This window comes from Pseudomonas sp. LARHCG127, assembly GCF_052871455.1.
This window is the reverse complement of the sequence record NZ_JBIXJT010000002.1, coordinates 1-17,056: the sequence shown is the minus strand read 5'-3', so window position 1 is coordinate 17,056 and position 17,056 is coordinate 1. Positions and strand designations below refer to the sequence as shown.

Genomic DNA, 17,056 nt, shown 5'->3' with positions numbered 1-17,056 from the left:
GAGGCCGGAGCGTTACCGGATTTTGCGGCGACTGATGGCTAAATCGCGGCGGTACAGTCCGACGCGATTTAGCCGCGCAACTGTCCCTTGAACCCCTCGATGACCGGTGCAGAATGAACCTTCGATCCGCCTCCGCCTGGAACGCTCGAATGGACCTGTCGACCCTCGCTGTTTTCATTCCGGCCTGCTTTGCGCTGAACATGGCGCCAGGGCCGAACAACCTGCTCTCCATCAGTAACGCCTCGCGTTATGGCTTCGTCCGGGCGTGCGGCGGCGGTGTCGGTCGATTGCTGGCGTTTGCAATCATGATCGCCCTGGCGGCGGTGGGGCTCACCGCTGTGCTGCACACCTCGGAGTTGCTGTTCCTGGGGATCAAGCTCGTCGGTGCCGGTTACCTGTTCTACCTGGCCGTGCAGTTGTGGCGGGCCCAGCCTGAGGCCGACAACGAAGTCGGGCTCGCCTCGATGAGCCGAGCCGGCCTGGCACGCCAGGAGTTCCTGGTGGCGATCGGGAATCCGAAGGCGATCCTGTTGTTTACTGCGTTCCTGCCGCAATTCGTCGACCGTACCGGCACCGTTACCCAACAATTCGCCGTGCTGGGTGGCTTGTTCCTGGTGCTGGAGTGCATCGCCATCGGGCTGTATTGCTACATGGGCATTTACGCACGGCGGCTGTTTGCCCGGCCCAGCGGTAAGCGCCTGTTCAATCGGATGTGTGCAGGACTGCTCGCCAGCGCGGCTTCGTTTTTGCTGGTGGCACGGCGATCGTGAACATTGCGCTAAGCCTTTGTGGCGAGGGAGCTTGCTCCCGCTGGGGTGCGAAGCGCCCCCTCTAACCATCAGGCGCACTGGTTTCCCCGGAGGACTGATTGGGGCTGCTGCGCAGCCCAGCGGGAGCAAGCTCCCTCGCCACAAAAGCATGAAAACCCCAAGGCATGAAAAAGCCCCTGGCGACCGAGTCGCCAGGGGCTTTTTTACAGGCGGGTATTACAGGCCGGCAGCGGCGCGCAGGGCGTCGGCGCGGTCGGTTTTTTCCCAGGTGAACGTGGTGAAGGTGTCGTCACCCACGGTCTTGGTCTGTGGCGTGCGACCGAAGTGGCCGTAGGCAGCAGTGTCCTGGTACATCGGGTGCAGCAGGTCGAGCATCTTGGTGATGGCGTACGGACGCAGGTCGAACACTTCACGGACCAGGTTGATGATCTTGTCATCGCCGATCTTGCCGGTGCCGAAGGTGTTCAGCGAAATCGACGTAGGCTGGGCCACGCCAATGGCGTAGGACACCTGGATCTCGCAACGCTCGGCCAGGCCGGCGGCTACGATGTTCTTGGCGACATAACGACCGGCGTAGGCGGCCGAACGGTCAACCTTGGAAGGGTCCTTGCCGGAGAACGCGCCGCCGCCGTGACGGGCCATGCCGCCGTAGCTGTCGACGATGATCTTGCGACCGGTCAGGCCGCAGTCGCCCACCGGGCCGCCGATGATGAACTGGCCGGTCGGGTTGATGTGGAACTGGGTGTCCTTGGACAGCAACTCGGCAGGCAGCACGTGCTTGACGATCAGTTCCATCACGCCTTCGCGCAGGTCTTTGTAGGACACATCAGGGTTGTGCTGGGTCGACAGAACGACAGCGTCGATGCCGACCACCTTGCCGCCTTCGTAGCGGCAGGTCACCTGGGACTTGGCGTCCGGGCGCAACCACGGCAGCAGGCCGGATTTACGAGCCTCGGCCTGGCGCTGGACCAGCTGGTGCGAGAAGGTGATCGGGGCCGGCATCAGCACGTCGGTCTCGTTGCTGGCGTAGCCGAACATCAGGCCCTGGTCGCCGGCGCCCTGGTCTTCTGGCTTGGCCCGATCAACGCCCTGGTTGATGTCGGGGGACTGCTTGCCGATGATGTTCATCACGCCGCAGGTCGCGCCGTCGAAGCCAACGTCGGAGCTGTTGTAGCCAATGCCCAGGATGACGTCGCGGACGATCTGTTCCAGGTCGACCCAGGCCGAGGTGGTGACTTCGCCGGCGATGATCGCCACGCCCGTTTTCACCAGAGTCTCGCACGCCACGCGGGCGAACTTGTCTTCAGCAATGATGGCGTCCAGCACCGCATCAGAAATCTGGTCGGCGATTTTGTCCGGATGCCCTTCAGACACGGACTCGGAGGTGAAAAGGGAGTATTCGCTCATCTCGATGTTTTCCTACAAGTTACCGTTGGTGAGTGTCGCCAGTGGCCGCTGAAAGTGGCGAACCTGGATCTGGAAACCATTACGTAAGCCTATATAGAGGCTTTCCCCGGGCACGAGGCCCGCTGTGGTGGCCCAGCGGGCCAGGTCGTCTTGTTCAAAGCCGAGCCAGAGATCGCCGCAGGCTTCCCTGGCCCAACTCTGGTTGTGGCTGCATAACTCGGTCACCAGCAGGCTGCCGCCCGGTTGCAGCAGGCCGGCCATGTGCTTGAGTGCCTCGGCCGGCGCGGCGAAATGATGCAGCACCATATTCAATACAACGCAGTCAGCCTGCAGGTTCATGCCATCCAGTGCATCGGCCAGTTGCAGGCGGACGTTAGCCAGGGCCTCGCGCTCACAAACCTGGCGCGCCAGTTCGAGCATGGCCGGGCTGTTGTCCAGCGCCGTCACTTGGCTGAAGCGCCGCGCCAGCTCCGGCAGAAACGCACCGTCGCCGGGGCCGACTTCGATCGCCGTGGCCGTGGGCTCGAAGCTCAATTTATCGAGCAGTGCCACGACGCTTTCGCGGTACTGCGGCAGTCCGGCGATCAGGTCTTGCTGGGCGCGAAACTTCTCGGCGACCCGTGCGAAGAAGTCCTGGCTGGCAGCGGCCCGTTGGCCGTGGACCTGGGCGATGCGAGCCTGCACGTCGCTCGGCAGGGCCAGCGCGTCCACTTCGTCCAGCAGCGCCGCGTGCAGCTTGCCGCCCAACAGGTCGGTGTGGGGCAGGGCGCGGCGATAGAAGATGGCGTTGCCTTCCCGGCGGGTCGCCACCAGCTCGGCCTGGGCCAGGACCTTGAGGTGGTGGCTCATGCCGGACTGACCGATGCCGAAGATCTGCGCCAGTTCCAGCACGCCGAACGAATCGTTGGCCAGGGCGCGCAATACATTGAGCCGCAACGGATCGCCGCCGGCCTTGCAAAGGGCCGCCAGCTCATCGCAGTCGTCATGGCGAATGGTGGGCGCGGGTAAGTTCATGAGCGGCAGTCTAGTGAGGGGTTTGGATCGCCGCAAGGTCAATATCAAAAAGTTTTGATATTGGTGGATAAATGGCACTTCCCAATCCGTGCTTGACTCTACAACCCATCAGCGGAAAGGTTTCACCTGGCGAATGCGACTTTATCCACCGGAAAAACGCTCATGGATGACTATCTGTCATTGCCCCGGGGCGGGTGGGTGAGGGAAAATGCTCGCCTTTTTCAGTTTCGTTTTATTCATTCTCGATTCAATACCCGCAGGAGAACAGCGATGCCCAGCCGTCGTGAGCGTGCCAATGCCATTCGTGCCCTCAGCATGGATGCCGTGCAGAAAGCCAACAGCGGCCATCCCGGTGCCCCCATGGGTATGGCGGATATCGCCGAGGTGCTTTGGCGCGACTACCTCAAGCACAGCCCGAGCAACCCGGCCTTCGCCGACCGTGACCGTTTCGTACTGTCCAACGGTCACGGCTCGATGTTGATCTACTCGCTGCTGCACCTGACCGGCTATGACCTGTCGATCGATGACCTGAAGAACTTCCGCCAACTGCACAGCCGCACCCCGGGCCACCCGGAATACGGCTACACCCCGGGCGTGGAAACCACCACCGGTCCATTGGGCCAGGGCCTGGCCAACGCCGTGGGTTTTGCCCTGGCGGAAAAAGTCCTGGCCGCGCAGTTCAACCGCCCGGGTCATAACGTCGTCGATCACCACACCTACGTGTTCCTGGGTGATGGCTGCATGATGGAAGGCATTTCCCATGAAGTCGCCTCCTTGGCCGGCACCCTGGGCCTGGACAAGCTGATCGCGTTCTACGACGACAACGGCATCTCCATCGACGGCGAAGTCGAAGGCTGGTTCACCGACGACACCCCCAAGCGCTTCGAAGCCTACAACTGGCTAGTGATCCGCAACGTCGACGGTCACGATCCGGAAGAGATCAAGATTGCCATCGAGACGGCGCGCAAGAGCACCCAGCCGACCCTGATCTGCTGCAAGACCACCATCGGTTTCGGCTCGCCGAACAAGCAGGGCAAGGAAGACTGCCACGGCGCGCCACTGGGCGCCGAGGAAATCGCCCTGACCCGCGCTGCGCTGAAGTGGAACCATGGCCCGTTCGAAATCCCGGCCGACATCTATGCCGAATGGGATGCCAAGGAAAAAGGCCGCGCCCTCGAAGCCGAGTGGGACCAGCGTTTCGCTGCCTATTCCGCCGAATTCCCTGAGCTGGCCAACGAACTGGTGCGTCGCCTCAGCGGCGAGTTGCCGGCCGATTTCGCCGAAAAAGCCTCGGCATATATCGCTGAAGTCGCCGCCAAGGGCGAAACCATCGCCAGCCGCAAGGCCAGCCAGAACACCCTGAACGCCTTCGGCCCATTGCTGCCGGAACTGCTGGGCGGTTCGGCCGACCTGGCCGGTTCCAACCTGACCCTGTGGAAAGGCTGCAAAGGTGTCAGCGCCGAAGACGCCAGCGGCAACTACATGTACTACGGCGTTCGTGAGTTCGGCATGAGCGCGATCATGAACGGCGTTGCGCTGCACGGCGGCCTGGTGCCTTACGGCGCGACCTTCCTGATGTTCATGGAGTACGCCCGCAACGCCGTGCGCATGTCGGCGTTGATGAAAAAACGCATCCTGTATGTGTTCACCCATGACTCCATCGGCTTGGGCGAAGACGGCCCGACGCACCAGCCGATCGAGCAACTGGCGAGCCTGCGTTGCACGCCGAACCTGGATACCTGGCGTCCCTGCGATGCCGTGGAATCGGCGGTGGCCTGGAAATACGCCCTCGAGCGTAACGACGGCCCGTCGGCACTGATCTTTTCGCGCCAGAACCTGCAGCACCAGAACCGCGGTGCCGACCAGATCGGCGACATCGCGCGCGGCGGCTACGTGCTCAAGGACTGCATTGGCGAGCCTGAGCTGATCCTGATTGCTACCGGTTCCGAAGTCGGCCTGGCCGTCCAGGCCTATGACAAGCTGACCGAGCAGGGCCGCAACGTACGCGTGGTGTCCATGCCGTGCACCAGCGTGTTCGACGCCCAGGATGCCGGTTACAAGCAAGCGGTGTTGCCGCTGCAGGTCAGTGCGCGGATCGCCATCGAAGCTGCCCATGCCGATTACTGGTACAAGTACGTGGGCCTGGAAGGCCGCGTGATCGGCATGACCACCTACGGCGAATCGGCACCTGCGCCGGCGCTGTTCGAGGAGTTTGGCTTCACCCTGGAAAACATCCTGGGTCAGGCGGAAGAGCTGCTGGAAGACTGATCTGTAAAAGGTTGTCTGTGCTGACGCCATCGCGAGCGAGCTCGCTCCCACAAGGATCTCCACTGACCCTGTGGGAGCGAGCTTGCTCGCGATAGCGGTGGTGCAGGCAATGCTGGTCTTAACGGATTCACCCGATCAGAGAACCCCCATGCCCCAACCGCGTCCCTACAAAGTTGCACTCAACGGCTACGGCCGGATTGGTCGTTGCGTCTTGCGTGCGTTGTTCGAGCGAGGGGCCAAGGCCGGTTTCGAAATCGTGGCGATCAACGACCTGGCCGACATGGCCAGCATCGAATACCTGACACGCTTTGACTCCACCCACGGCCGGTTCCCCGGTGAAGTGCGGGTCGAGGGCGATTGTCTGCATATTAATGGTGATTGCGTGAAGGTCCTGCGCAGCGCCACCCCCGAAGGCATCGATTGGGCGTCCCTGGGCGTCGATCTGGTGCTTGAATGTTCCGGCGCCTATAACACTCGCGACGATGGCCTGCGCTTCATCGCCGCCGGCGCGCCACGGGTATTGTTCTCACAGCCGATGGCCAGCGAAGCGGACGTCGACGCCACCATCGTCTATGGCGTGAACCAGGATTGCCTGAGCGGCGAAGAGCTGCTGGTGTCCAACGCGTCCTGCACGACCAACTGCGGCGTGCCGCTGTTGCGCCTGCTGGACCAGGCCATCGGCCTGGAATATGTATCGATCACCACCATCCACTCGGCGATGAACGACCAGCCGGTGATCGATGCCTATCACCACGAGGACTTGCGCCGCACCCGTTCGGCGTTCCAGTCGGTGATTCCGGTGTCCACTGGTCTGGCGCGCGGCATCGAACGGCTGCTGCCGGAACTTGCCGGGCGAATTCAGGCCAAAGCCGTGCGGGTGCCGACGGTCAACGTGTCCTGCCTCGACATTACGATGCAGACCGTGAGCGATACCGACGCCACCGAGGTCAACCGAATCCTGCGCGAAGCCGCCACCAGCGGCCCGCTCAAAGGCCTCCTGGCCTATACCGAGTTGCCTCACGCCAGCTGTGATTTTAATCATGACCCCCATTCGGCCATTGTCGATGCCAGCCAGACCCGTGTATCCGGGCCGCGGCTTGTGAACATCCTGGCCTGGTTCGACAACGAATGGGGGTTCGCCAACCGAATGCTGGACGTTGCCGAGCATTACCTGCAAACCGCTTCGAAAAAACCTGCTCTCTAAACAGTTACCCAGGAATTGCGACCCATGACCGTGTTGAAGATGTCCGACCTCGATCTGCAAGGTAAGCGCGTACTGATCCGCGAAGACCTCAACGTCCCCGTCAAGGACGGTGTTGTCACCAGCGACGCGCGTATCCTGGCTTCGCTGCCGACCATCAAGCTGGCCTTGGAAAAAGGCGCGGCCGTGATGGTTTGCTCCCACCTGGGCCGTCCGACCGAAGGCGAGTTCTCGGCGGAAAACAGCCTCAAGCCTGTGGCCGACTACCTGAGCAAGGCCTTGGGCCGCGAAGTGCCGCTAGTGGCCGATTACCTGGGCGGCGTCGACGTCAAGGCCGGCGACGTGGTGCTGTTCGAAAACGTGCGCTTCAACAAGGGCGAGAAAAAGAACGCCGACGAACTGGCCCAGCAATACGCCGCCCTGTGCGACGTGTTCGTCATGGACGCTTTCGGCACCGCTCACCGCGCCGAAGGCTCGACCCATGGCGTGGCGAAGTTCGCCAAAGTCGCCGCCGCAGGTCCCCTGCTGGCCGCCGAACTGGACGCATTGGGCAAGGCCCTGGGTTCGCCGGCCCAGCCAATGGCTGCCATTGTGGCCGGCTCCAAGGTTTCCACCAAACTGGACGTGCTCAATAGCCTGAGCCAAGTCTGCAACCAGTTGATCGTGGGTGGCGGCATCGCCAACACCTTCCTGGCTGCTGCCGGTCACCCGGTTGGCAAATCCCTGTACGAGCCAGACCTGCTGGACACTGCCCGGGAAATCGCCGCCAAGGTCAGCGTACCGTTGCCGGTGGACGTGGTCGTGGCCAAGGAATTCGCTGAAAGCGCCACCGCTACCGTCAAGCTGATCGCCGATGTGGCCGACGATGACATGATCCTCGATATCGGTCCGCAAACCGCAGCCAACTTCGCCGAACTGCTGAAATCCTCCCAGACGATCCTGTGGAACGGTCCGGTTGGCGTGTTCGAGTTCGACCAGTTCGGCAACGGCACCAAGGTGCTGGCCCAAGCCATCGCTGAAAGCGCGGCGTTCTCCATCGCCGGTGGCGGCGACACCCTGGCGGCCATCGATAAATATGGCGTGGCCGCACAGATCTCCTACATTTCTACCGGTGGCGGCGCATTCCTCGAATTCGTCGAAGGCAAAGTGCTGCCTGCCGTGGAAGTCCTGGAAAGCCGGGCCAAGGCCTGACGCTGCGTTGACCAGGCAAAGGAGTGTTCTGATGGTCAAGACGTTCACGTTGCTGCTGGCGGCGACGATGCTGGTGGCTTGCTCAAGCAGCCCGGAGGCCCCGGCCCCGCAAACCGGCACGCCGACACCCGAAGAAGGCTGTTACCAGGCCGACTGGCAAGCCGAGACCAATCCGGTGCTGAACAAGCGTTCCGGACCGGACGGCCTGGACAAATACGAGACGCAAACCCCGGCCAAGGAACATGGTTGTCCTTGACGGGTCTGACACTTAACTCATGGCGGGCGGCAGGTGCCGTCCGTCGAGGAACACGGATGAAAGGCTTGATCGCCGTCGTGGCGTTGGCATTGCTGGCCGGTTGTTCGCAACTGGGTTTCTTGCAGTCGTCCGAACCTGTTTCAGAGGGCTGGACAAGCTGGACCTGTGACAGCGAGGCCAAAGTGCTGTGGCGCTACACCGATGCCGCACGCAAGGAAGTCGATGTACGCCTGGGCGGCGCCGATAAGGTGTATCGCCTCACGCTGGAGCCGGGCGCCGAAGGTTCGCTGTACAGCGACGACATGCTGGCGTTTCACGTCAAGGGTGAGGAAGGCCTGGTGTACTGGGTCGCCACCAATGACTTGATTGGGCGTGGCTGCAAGGCGCAGTGACAGGATTGATCTGATTCACCGAGATCTGAACGTGGACGCAGATCCATTGTGGGAGCGAGCTTGCTCGCGATAGCGGTCTATCAGGCAACAGTCATGTTGGATGTGCCGCCCTTATCGCGAGCAAGCTCGCTCCCACAGGGACCGCGTCAATATTTGGATTTAGCGATACCGAACACGCAGCTCGGGCCAACCCCCGATCCGCAATGACTTGAATAGCCGCCGCCGCTCCGGCAGGCTGGCACGATTAACGACCCTCGACCGGGAGAGAGACACAATGGCACTTATCAGCATGCGTCAGATGCTGGACCACGCAGCCGAGTTCGGCTACGGCGTTCCAGCCTTTAACGTCAACAACCTTGAGCAGATGCGCGCCATCATGGAAGCCGCTGACAAGACTGACTCTCCGGTGATCGTCCAGGCTTCGGCCGGCGCCCGCAAATACGCCGGCGCGCCATTCCTGCGTCACCTGATCCTGGCGGCGATCGAAGAATTCCCGCACATCCCGGTGTGCATGCACCAGGACCACGGCACCAGCCCGGACGTCTGCCAGCGCTCCATCCAACTGGGCTTCAGCTCGGTGATGATGGACGGTTCCCTTGGCGAAGACGGCAAGACCCCGACCGACTACGAATACAACGTACGCGTCACCCAGCAAACCGTCGCCATGGCCCATGCCTGTGGCGTCTCGGTGGAAGGTGAACTGGGTTGCCTGGGTTCACTGGAAACCGGCATGGCCGGTGAAGAAGACGGTATCGGCGCCGAAGGCGTGCTCGACCACAGCCAAATGCTGACCGACCCGGAAGAAGCCGCGGATTTCGTCAAGAAAACCCAGGTCGACGCCCTGGCCATTGCCATCGGCACCAGCCACGGCGCCTACAAGTTCACCAAGCCACCTACCGGCGACGTGCTGGCCATCGACCGCATCAAGGAAATCCACAAGCGCATTCCCAACACTCACTTGGTGATGCACGGTTCTTCTTCGGTGCCGCAAGAATGGCTGGCGATCATCAACCAGTACGGTGGCGACATCAAGGAAACCTACGGCGTGCCAGTTGAGGAGATCGTCGAAGGTATCAAGTACGGCGTGCGCAAGGTCAACATCGATACCGATCTGCGCCTGGCTTCCACCGGTGCGATGCGTCGGTTGATGGCGACCAACCCGAGCGAGTTTGATCCGCGTAAGTTCTTTGGTGCGACTGTGACGGCGATGCGGGATGTTTGTATTGCGCGTTATGAGGCGTTTGGTACGGCGGGTAATGCTTCGAAGATCAAGCCGATCTCTCTGGAGGCTATGTATCAGCGGTATTTGAAGGGTGAGTTGAACGCTAAGGTTAATTGATGTTTTAGCGTTGTTAGAAAGCCCGCAGTGATGCGGGTTTTTTTATGGGTGGGATTTGGGTGTATATCCGTTTTTTGGGTTACGGCTGCTTAGGGTTCCGCCCTGACGGCGGGTCACTTTTGAAGAGCGCAAAAGTAACCAAAACGCTTCTGCCCCACCACTCGGTGCCTCGCTAGGGCTCGGCATACCCTCACTCCGGCATTGCTCCGTGGGCCGCCGCGAAGGGCCATCCATGGCCCAGCGCGGCTATCCCGGCAGCCATGCCGGGATGCCCACTCCACAATGCCTACGTTCGGCCATCGTGGTTAACGGGGCGCCCGGATCAACGTCCATCGCGAGGCGGCCTAGTAGCCGACCTGGCTCTTGGTGGGACCGCGTTTCTCCTGTGGGAGCGAGCTTGCTCGCGACGGCGGTATCACAGTCGATGAAGCTGTTGAATGTGCCGGCCTCTTCGCGGGCGGGCTTGCGTCAATCGTCCAGTTCGCTCTGCAACGCACCCTCAAAATCCTGTCCACCGTAAAAAATGCCCAAAATGAAAACCTGTTCGGCCTCAACGGCAAAGGCAATCACTGTCCGCTTACGGTAGTTTGTGATGCGCAAACCCAGCCGTATATCGTCTCTCGGGTTTCCTCGGTGCGGGAACGTCTGTAGTTCTTCACAATAGGTCACGATGGCGTCGGTATACCGATGGGCAATTTCTGGCGAAGCCTCTGTGGCAATGTAGCGATAGAGCGCAGCTAACTGCTCAAGGGCTTGCGGTGCAAACTCGACGGTATAGGTCATTACGATTTTACAGTGGCGTTCTGGTGCTCAGCAGCCAATCGGGAGCGCACCTCATCAACGCTTAGCGCACACGAGGGATCAGCTTTCAAGGCATCGTAAGCTGGGGTTACTTGGCCTACGAGCCAGTTTTCCAAAGCCCGATCACGAGCCAGCAGCGCCCTGAGGCCATCACGAATGACTTCACTTTCAGTGGCGTACTCGCCGGCAGCCACCTTGGCTTTCACTACGTCGGCCATCTGGTTAGGCAGCGTGATGCTGAACTGTTGAGTGCTACGCATGATGAGCCTCCGGGATAAGATAGGATTTAATCCTACTCTGCCCAAAAGATTATGCACATGACCTCCTGTCATTCTCGATGACTTTGCTGGTGGATTTAGAGGTGAGCTTGCTCGCGCTGTGTCAGTGGACATCCATGCAGATGATCCACCGCATCGCGAGCAGGCTCGCTCCCACAGGGGATCGTCTCCCGCCAGGAGGGCTTTATTGGTCTTCGAGGCCGCGTTGTTCGATGACGCCGAACACGTCGGTGACATCCTGGACCAGGATCCGGGCGACGTTGGTGAGGGTATTGAGGTCGCTGGCGGCCGAATCGCGCAAGGTGGCGCAGGCCATGAGAGTCAGGTAGTCGAGAGTAGCGTGCAGACGTTCGCTGGCGCAGGCGTGGAGCTCGGTCAATGGGACCGTTTTATCGATGAATAGGACGGGTTGGGTGCTGGCGATCGGGGTCAAGGGCGTGAAGCGGCTAGTCGATTGATGCATGGTCATAGATGAAATTCCCTATAGAAAAAGAATTGCCACCTTTTTGCTGCGAAACAAAGTGGGTGGCAGCTACGCGCGGGTTCGCAGACCGAGAATGACCAAACCCGGCAGACCCAGAGGTCTCCCACGCGCAACCGCCATAAATGAACGCTGGCAATTTTGCCTGAGTTTTCATTTCGCGGTGCAAAGTCATTGTTCTCTGTCGGGCTGCGAAACCCTTGCCCACTGACCAAAGCCAGCAGACCCACCGAACTATAGAGCAGATTCCCAAGGCCAAAATCGGCCCTGTAGGACGCACCGGCCCCCTGTGGCGAGGGAGCTTGCTCCCGCTCGGGGGCGCAGCCGCCGCAAAACCGGTGCATGCGTTGGGTCTGGCGGAAAGAGGGGCCGCTTCGCAGCCCAGCGGGAGCAAGCTCCCTCGCCACAGGGTGTAAATTCCTACGAGATTTTAGGACGTAAAAGTTCAGGTGTTGTGATCGATATCCAGCACGCTGAACGTCACCTTCCCACCTTCACTGGTATAGCCCGTGTTGTCCTGCACATACACCCCAGCCTTGAAATACAACGGCTTGTCGCGCCACGCCGCGCCGACGGTGGTGTACCAGCTATTACCCGCAGCGGTAATGCCCAGGTCGCCGGTACGATCCAGATGAATCCGGTAAGAGAAGGACCGATTGAGCTTCACCCCAGTGGCCACGGTAATCACCCTGCCTTCGCTGTCATCGGGCCGCATGCGGACCTTGGCGACGATGTTCCCGGTGGCGCTGTCTTCCTTGTATTGGTATTCCAGCTTGACCATGGGCTTGCTGCTGTCCTTGGCATGGATCTGGCCGATCACGATCTTGCCGCTGCTGGGCACCTGATTGACCACCAAATTTGCCCGCAGCTGGTTGTCGGCGTCGGGATAAACCCAGTTGCGCAAGGTGCCGTCCCGGTAGGTCTCGCGTAATTCGCTGCGGGGGTAGATGGCGTTTTCAGTCTTGGTGCCGGTGACCGGAGACCAGAAATACACCGTGCTGCCTTCGGAGTTGAAATATTTGTCCTGGAACCCATCCACCAGTCGAGGGGTTTCGATGGTTTTCGGCGGGCTGCCTTCAGGGATGCTCAGGTTCCAGGTTGCAAGGTCGACCATGTTCGGATCCTTTCCACTGTAAAAGAAATGATTCACGCCATCGCCGGAGGCTCTAGGACGCACTTTTGCTGAGGCCAAGAATGGGCGCGGACGGGAATTTGGCGCATTCGTCCGGCGGAGGGTTGGCGTCAGCAGACCGTCAGAGTGGCGTTTTCCGGATTTGTGCCCGAGATAATCGACCGTTGGTCGGCTGCCGGGCTTTTCCTTGGAACCATTAGGCGATGGCTATTTGGCAGCTGCTTAGGACAGGGCAAAAAAAAAGCACCCAAGCCGGATGCCTTTTAAGGAGGGGCGCCGATAGCAGCGTTCCGTGCCGCTATTACGACGCAGCAGGCTGCAATCAAAGCGTGGTGTGTTTGATTTCCAGCAGGCTGAACGTCACTTTCCCACCTTCGGTGACGTAGCCGGTATTGTCCTGCACATACACACCCGCCTTGAAATAGAGCGGTTTGACTTTCCAGCTCGGATCAACGGTGGTTCGCCAGTTGTAGCCCGCCGCCGTGATGCCGAGTGCGCCCTTCGGGCTCAGGTGGATCATGTAGGAAAAACTACGGTTGAGGGTCACGCCCGTGGCGATGGTAATGACCTGGCCGGTCGCGTCGTCCGGACGAAGACGCACCTTGGCGACGATATTTCCGGTGGAGCTGTAGGTTTTGTATTGGTATTCCAGTTTCACCATCGGACTGGTGCTGTCCTTGGTGTGAATCTGGCCGATCACGATCTTGCCGGTGCTGGGCACCTGGTTGACTGTGACGGTCGCGCGCAAGGTGTTGTCCGCCGACGGGTAAAGCCAATTGCGCAAGGTGCCGTCGCTATTGGTTTCGCGCAGTTCGCTGCGTGGGTAAATAGCATTGGCCGTCGTGGCGCCTGTCACGGGAGCCCAGAAAAACACCGTGCCGGTTTCAGAGTTGAAGTACTGGTTCTTGAAGCCCTGAACCAATTGTGAGGTTTCAATGGTGGCCGGTGGGGCGCCCTCGGGGATGCTCAAATTCCAGGTTGCGAGATCGATCATGTCCAGGTCCTGCGTATCAAAGGTGTAAAGGTGAATGCCGTAGCGGGAGGCTTTAAACCGCCCTTTTGAAGCGTTTCGGAACGCTGGACTTGGGCTTTTCTTGTAGACCGTTCGGCGGATGTTTGACGTCAATTGTTCGTCGATGAGGTCTTTGCAGTTTCTGTGCCTGGGTAGGGTGACCGTTAGTCGGCTATTTCGGGCTTTGTCTGGATGATGGCGCGTTGACACCTACTGCTTTTCAAAATCCCGGTCTAGAGTGAGGGGACAGTATTTGTCCGCTTTGCTACGTAAAAACGGACGTGGCGCCCGATAAGAGAAGCAGCATGGAATGCGCGCAACCAACGCCCGGCGAAGACAGCTCTGTCCTTTTGATTGTTGATGATTACCCTGAAAACCTGCTCAGCATGCGGGCCTTGTTGCAGCGTCAGGATTGGCGGGTGATGACCGCGTCCTCGGGGGTCGAGGCGCTTAACCTGCTGCTCGAGCACGACATCGATCTGGTTCTGTTGGATGTGCAGATGCCTGACATGGATGGTTTCGAAGTGGCGCGCCTGATGCGCGGCAGCCAGCGCACGCGGCTCACGCCGATCATTTTCCTGACCGCCAACGAGCAGTCCCAGGACGCGGTCATCAAGGGCTACGCCAGTGGCGCGGTGGACTACCTGTTCAAGCCATTCGATCCGCAAATCCTCAAGCCCAAGGTCCAGGCGTTGCTCGAGCACCAGCGCAATCGCCGGGCCTTGCAGCGCCTGAGCCAGGATCTCGAAGCGGCCAGGGCCTTCAATGCCTCGGTGCTGGACAACGCCGCCGAAGGCATCCTGGTGGTGGATGAGAACGGTTGCATCCGCTTCGCCAACCCGTCCACCTGCCGCTTGCTCAATGCCACCGCCGAGCAGTTGCAGGACATGCCATTCCTGGATTTCCTGCAGAAACCGCACATTCCCGAGTGGGCCGGTTCCGATATCCACAACGCCTATCAGCGTGGTGAAACCTGGCGATTGCATGACGCAGTACTGCGCACGGCACCCGGCCAGCAGGTGTCGGTGGCCTTGTCCTGCGCCCCATTGCCTTCGGAGCAGAAAGCAATGGTGGTAACGCTCCAGGACATGTCCGTTGTGCGCCACCTGCACCAGCAACTCGAATACCAGGCCGTCACGGACCCGCTGACCGGCTTGCTCAACCGCCGGGGTTTCTACCAGACCGCGGAAAACCTGTTGATGCGCAGCGAGCGCCTGGAAAGCAACTGGGTGTTGCTGTACCTGGACCTCGATGGTTTCAAGCGAGTCAACGACTCACTGGGGCACGACGCCGGGGACCGGGTCTTGCGCTGGGTGTCGGAGCAATTAAAGGCCTGCCTGCGGCCCTTCGATATCCTGGCACGGCTGGGTGGGGACGAGTTCACGGCGCTGCTGGACTTGGAGTTTCCCGAGCAGGCGGCGAAGATCGCGGAAAAACTCATTGAACGCGTCGCGATCTGCCAGCAGATCGAAGGCATGGACGTGGCGCTCGGCGCCAGTATCGGCATTGCGACCTACCCCGACTGTGGCGCCAACCTCGATGGGCTGCTGCGGGCGTCCGATATCGCCATGTACGAAGCCAAGCGTGCCGGCCGCCAGCAATACCGTTTCTACGATCACGAAATGAACGGTCGGGCCCGTTCACGGCTGATGCTGGAAGAGAGCGTGCGCTCGGCTATCGAGAACCGTGATTTCAATATGGTCTACCAGCCGCAGGTGAGCATCGTCGACGGGCGGATCCGCGGGTTCGAGGCGCTGTTGCGCTGGCAGCACCCGAGCGTCGGCGATGTGCCGCCGGGGCTGTTCCTGCCGTTGCTGGAAGAGGCGCGGTTGATCAGTCGGCTGGGCAGTTGGATCTATCATCGCAGCGCGGCCCAGCGCAAAGTCTGGGAGCGCTTGTTCGCTGACGACCTGGTGTTGGGCGTGAGCCTGAGCAGCACTCAATTCGGCATGCCGAACCTGGTGACCGAGTTGCGCCAGGTTCTGGAGCGCCATGCCTTGAAGCCTCGGCAGCTGGAGGTCGAGGTGACCGAGGATGCGCTGATGCGCAACCCCGATGAAACCCAAAAGCAATTGCGTCTGCTGCGCCAACTGGGGGTGCGGGTGGCGTTGGATGACTTTGGTTCGGGGCCTTGTTCGCTGACGCATCTGCGCGACCTTGAACTCGATACCCTCAAGCTCGATCGGCACCTGATCGCCCGTTTGCCAGGGTCGCCCCGGGATGCGGCGTTGGCGGCCTCGGTGATCGACCTGTGTACGCAGTTGGGCTTGCGGGTGATCGCCGAAGGGGTGGAAACCCGCGAGCAGTATCAGTGGCTGCAGGCCCATGGCTGCGAGTACGTGCAAGGGTTCCTCGTGGCGCGACCGTTGATGGCCGAAGACACCAATGCCTTCGCCACGCCCTTCGACTGGAGCGCGGTGCAGGCTTGAATTCGCTACACTGGCGGTCTCTTGTGACTGTGTTGCCCTCTTGATGACCGCGCTCAAATACCTCCAGGCCTACCCCGCCGCCCTGCAAGCCCAAGTGCAGCAATTGATCGCCCAGGACCGCCTGGGCGAATACCTGCAGCAGCGCTACCCGGGTCGCCATCCGATCCAGAGCGACAAGGCCCTGTATGGATATGCGCTGGACCTCAAGCAGCAATACCTGCGTAACGCACCGGCCATCGACAAGGTGTTGTTCGACAGTCGCCTGGACCTGACCCACCGTGCCCTCGGCCTGCACACTGCGGTGTCGCGGGTGCAGGGCGGCAAGCTCAAGGCCAAGAAGGAAATCCGCATCGCGGCGCTGTTCAAGGACGCAGCGCCCGAGTTCCTGAAGATGATCGTTGTGCACGAACTGGCGCACTTCAAGGAGTCGGACCACAACAAGGCCTTCTACCAACTCTGCGAACACATGCTGCCGGGCTATCACCAGTTGGAATTCGACCTGCGGGTGTACCTGACCTGGCGGGACCTGCAACCTCACAAGGAATGACCGGATGGACGTGAGCAAGACCAAGACCAGTTTCTACCGTCGCCTGTACGTGGCTTACCTGATCGACAGCGGCCTGGCCAGCAACGTCCCGGCCCTTACCGACGCCACCGGCATGCCCCGGCGTACGGCCCAGGACACCATCGCCGCGCTGGCGGACCTGGATATCGTGTGTGAGTTCGAGCAAGAGGATGGCGCGCGCAACCATGCCGGGCGGTATCGGATTCGCGATTGGGGGGCGATCGATCGAGGGTGGATCGAGGGGAATTTGCCGCGGATCAAGGCGGTGCTTGAGTATCCCTGAATACTGGTTGTGTCTGGGCTGACGCCTTCGCGAGCAAGCCCGCTCCCACAGTGAGGTCTTCTGTGGGCACAAAATCTGTGTCCACCTCGGAACCCTTGTGGGAGCGGGCTTGAACTGGCCTAATGAACCCGGACACCTCTTAAGGGCGATATGATTCGCCCAATCAGGAGGTTTCATGCAAGAGCGAAAGACCTACACCCGCGAGTTCAAGCAACGTGCTGCAAGCATGGTTCTTGA

16 protein-coding genes and 1 pseudogene are annotated in these 17,056 nt (G+C 60.6%); 10 read left to right on the top strand and 7 right to left on the bottom strand.

The genetic code is table 11. The annotated features are described in order from the left end of the window. Positions 1 to 149: 149 nt before the first annotated feature. The gene (locus ACIPQ1_RS03455) at positions 150 to 770 is read left to right on the top strand and encodes a LysE family translocator (protein WP_411385852.1); all 621 of its coding nucleotides are present in this window, start codon (positions 150 to 152) and stop codon (positions 768 to 770) included. 216 nt (positions 771 to 986) lie between these two features. Here the strand turns inward: ACIPQ1_RS03455 and metK are convergent, their stop codons facing one another. Further along, positions 987 to 2,177: a methionine adenosyltransferase gene (gene metK, locus ACIPQ1_RS03450; RefSeq protein ID WP_250965089.1), complete on the bottom strand. Its 1,191-nt coding sequence runs from the start codon at positions 2,175 to 2,177 to the stop codon at positions 987 to 989. 19 nt (positions 2,178 to 2,196) lie between these two features. Next, positions 2,197 to 3,191 (bottom strand): annotated as a pseudogene (locus tag ACIPQ1_RS03445) (ArsR/SmtB family transcription factor). Positions 3,192 to 3,461: 270 nt separating this feature from the next. Here ACIPQ1_RS03445 and tkt point away from each other — a divergent pair. From tkt to fba, 6 genes are all read left to right on the top strand, one after another. Beyond that, positions 3,462 to 5,459, top strand: a complete 1,998-nt coding sequence (tkt, locus tag ACIPQ1_RS03440; protein WP_411385851.1) for a transketolase — start codon at positions 3,462 to 3,464, stop codon at positions 5,457 to 5,459. Between the two features lie 148 nt (positions 5,460 to 5,607). Then, complete coding sequence (epd, locus tag ACIPQ1_RS03435) at positions 5,608 to 6,663, top strand: erythrose-4-phosphate dehydrogenase (protein WP_250965091.1); 1,056 nt, start codon at positions 5,608 to 5,610, stop codon at positions 6,661 to 6,663. A gap of 24 nt (positions 6,664 to 6,687) precedes the next feature. Beyond that, positions 6,688 to 7,851: a phosphoglycerate kinase gene (locus ACIPQ1_RS03430; protein WP_186729190.1), complete on the top strand. Its 1,164-nt coding sequence runs from the start codon at positions 6,688 to 6,690 to the stop codon at positions 7,849 to 7,851. A 31-nt stretch (positions 7,852 to 7,882) separates the two neighbouring features. Continuing rightward, positions 7,883 to 8,107, top strand: a complete 225-nt coding sequence (locus ACIPQ1_RS03425; RefSeq protein ID WP_122566574.1) for a hypothetical protein — start codon at positions 7,883 to 7,885, stop codon at positions 8,105 to 8,107. Positions 8,108 to 8,163: 56 nt separating this feature from the next. Beyond that, a complete protein-coding gene (locus ACIPQ1_RS03420) occupies positions 8,164 to 8,499 on the top strand; it encodes an MliC family protein (protein WP_411385850.1) in 336 nt (111 codons plus the stop codon). A gap of 274 nt (positions 8,500 to 8,773) precedes the next feature. Then, positions 8,774 to 9,838 carry a class II fructose-bisphosphate aldolase gene (gene fba, locus ACIPQ1_RS03415; protein WP_003177554.1) on the top strand — a complete coding sequence of 355 codons (1,065 nt, stop codon included), beginning with the start codon at positions 8,774 to 8,776 and terminating at the stop codon, positions 9,836 to 9,838. A gap of 468 nt (positions 9,839 to 10,306) precedes the next feature. Here the strand turns inward: fba and ACIPQ1_RS03410 are convergent, their stop codons facing one another. From ACIPQ1_RS03410 to ACIPQ1_RS03390, 5 genes are all read right to left on the bottom strand, one after another. Next, the gene (locus tag ACIPQ1_RS03410) at positions 10,307 to 10,621 is read right to left on the bottom strand and encodes a type II toxin-antitoxin system RelE/ParE family toxin (protein ID WP_207966630.1); all 315 of its coding nucleotides are present in this window, start codon (positions 10,619 to 10,621) and stop codon (positions 10,307 to 10,309) included. After that, positions 10,621 to 10,899 (bottom strand): ribbon-helix-helix domain-containing protein, encoded by a 279-nt coding sequence (locus ACIPQ1_RS03405; RefSeq protein ID WP_186707102.1) that lies wholly within the window; start codon positions 10,897 to 10,899, stop codon positions 10,621 to 10,623. Before ACIPQ1_RS03405 ends, ACIPQ1_RS03410 begins: the two co-directional genes overlap by 1 nt. 202 nt (positions 10,900 to 11,101) lie before the next feature. Next, entirely contained in the window at positions 11,102 to 11,386 is a 285-nt protein-coding gene (locus ACIPQ1_RS03400; RefSeq protein WP_250965095.1) for a fructose-bisphosphate aldolase, read from the bottom strand. 457 nt (positions 11,387 to 11,843) lie between these two features. Next, positions 11,844 to 12,512, bottom strand: a complete 669-nt coding sequence (locus ACIPQ1_RS03395; RefSeq protein WP_250965096.1) for a polysaccharide lyase family 7 protein — start codon at positions 12,510 to 12,512, stop codon at positions 11,844 to 11,846. 340 nt (positions 12,513 to 12,852) lie between these two features. Beyond that, positions 12,853 to 13,524 carry a polysaccharide lyase family 7 protein gene (locus ACIPQ1_RS03390; protein ID WP_186707106.1) on the bottom strand — a complete coding sequence of 224 codons (672 nt, stop codon included), beginning with the start codon at positions 13,522 to 13,524 and terminating at the stop codon, positions 12,853 to 12,855. A gap of 323 nt (positions 13,525 to 13,847) precedes the next feature. On the opposite strand from ACIPQ1_RS03390, the gene ACIPQ1_RS03385 reads away from it, so the two are divergent. The 3 genes from ACIPQ1_RS03385 to ACIPQ1_RS03375 are packed head-to-tail and all read left to right on the top strand — an operon-like array spanning position 13,848 to position 16,819. Next, a complete protein-coding gene (locus ACIPQ1_RS03385) occupies positions 13,848 to 15,971 on the top strand; it encodes a putative bifunctional diguanylate cyclase/phosphodiesterase (RefSeq protein WP_446533607.1) in 2,124 nt (707 codons plus the stop codon). Between the two features lie 43 nt (positions 15,972 to 16,014). Then, positions 16,015 to 16,518: a M48 metallopeptidase family protein gene (locus ACIPQ1_RS03380; protein WP_186707108.1), complete on the top strand. Its 504-nt coding sequence runs from the start codon at positions 16,015 to 16,017 to the stop codon at positions 16,516 to 16,518. A 4-nt stretch (positions 16,519 to 16,522) separates the two neighbouring features. Continuing rightward, complete coding sequence (locus ACIPQ1_RS03375) at positions 16,523 to 16,819, top strand: winged helix-turn-helix domain-containing protein (RefSeq protein WP_411385847.1); 297 nt, start codon at positions 16,523 to 16,525, stop codon at positions 16,817 to 16,819. Positions 16,820 to 17,056 lie beyond the last annotated feature (237 nt).

What these genes read in the sequence shown, in the direction of transcription:
- ACIPQ1_RS03455 (WP_411385852.1), top strand. Translation starts at nt 150, where the DNA reads ATGGACCTGTCGACCCTCGCTGTTTTCATTCCGGCCTGCTTTGCGCTG.
- metK (WP_250965089.1), bottom strand. Translation starts at nt 2,177, where the DNA reads ATGAGCGAATACTCCCTTTTCACCTCCGAGTCCGTGTCTGAAGGGCAT.
- tkt (WP_411385851.1), top strand. Translation starts at nt 3,462, where the DNA reads ATGCCCAGCCGTCGTGAGCGTGCCAATGCCATTCGTGCCCTCAGCATG.
- epd (WP_250965091.1), top strand. Translation starts at nt 5,608, where the DNA reads ATGCCCCAACCGCGTCCCTACAAAGTTGCACTCAACGGCTACGGCCGG.
- ACIPQ1_RS03430 (WP_186729190.1), top strand. Translation starts at nt 6,688, where the DNA reads ATGACCGTGTTGAAGATGTCCGACCTCGATCTGCAAGGTAAGCGCGTA.
- ACIPQ1_RS03425 (WP_122566574.1), top strand. Translation starts at nt 7,883, where the DNA reads ATGGTCAAGACGTTCACGTTGCTGCTGGCGGCGACGATGCTGGTGGCT.
- ACIPQ1_RS03420 (WP_411385850.1), top strand. Translation starts at nt 8,164, where the DNA reads ATGAAAGGCTTGATCGCCGTCGTGGCGTTGGCATTGCTGGCCGGTTGT.
- fba (WP_003177554.1), top strand. Translation starts at nt 8,774, where the DNA reads ATGGCACTTATCAGCATGCGTCAGATGCTGGACCACGCAGCCGAGTTC.
- ACIPQ1_RS03410 (WP_207966630.1), bottom strand. Translation starts at nt 10,621, where the DNA reads ATGACCTATACCGTCGAGTTTGCACCGCAAGCCCTTGAGCAGTTAGCT.
- ACIPQ1_RS03405 (WP_186707102.1), bottom strand. Translation starts at nt 10,899, where the DNA reads ATGCGTAGCACTCAACAGTTCAGCATCACGCTGCCTAACCAGATGGCC.
- ACIPQ1_RS03400 (WP_250965095.1), bottom strand. Translation starts at nt 11,386, where the DNA reads ATGACCATGCATCAATCGACTAGCCGCTTCACGCCCTTGACCCCGATC.
- ACIPQ1_RS03395 (WP_250965096.1), bottom strand. Translation starts at nt 12,512, where the DNA reads ATGGTCGACCTTGCAACCTGGAACCTGAGCATCCCTGAAGGCAGCCCG.
- ACIPQ1_RS03390 (WP_186707106.1), bottom strand. Translation starts at nt 13,524, where the DNA reads ATGATCGATCTCGCAACCTGGAATTTGAGCATCCCCGAGGGCGCCCCA.
- ACIPQ1_RS03385 (WP_446533607.1), top strand. Translation starts at nt 13,848, where the DNA reads ATGGAATGCGCGCAACCAACGCCCGGCGAAGACAGCTCTGTCCTTTTG.
- ACIPQ1_RS03380 (WP_186707108.1), top strand. Translation starts at nt 16,015, where the DNA reads ATGACCGCGCTCAAATACCTCCAGGCCTACCCCGCCGCCCTGCAAGCC.
- ACIPQ1_RS03375 (WP_411385847.1), top strand. Translation starts at nt 16,523, where the DNA reads ATGGACGTGAGCAAGACCAAGACCAGTTTCTACCGTCGCCTGTACGTG.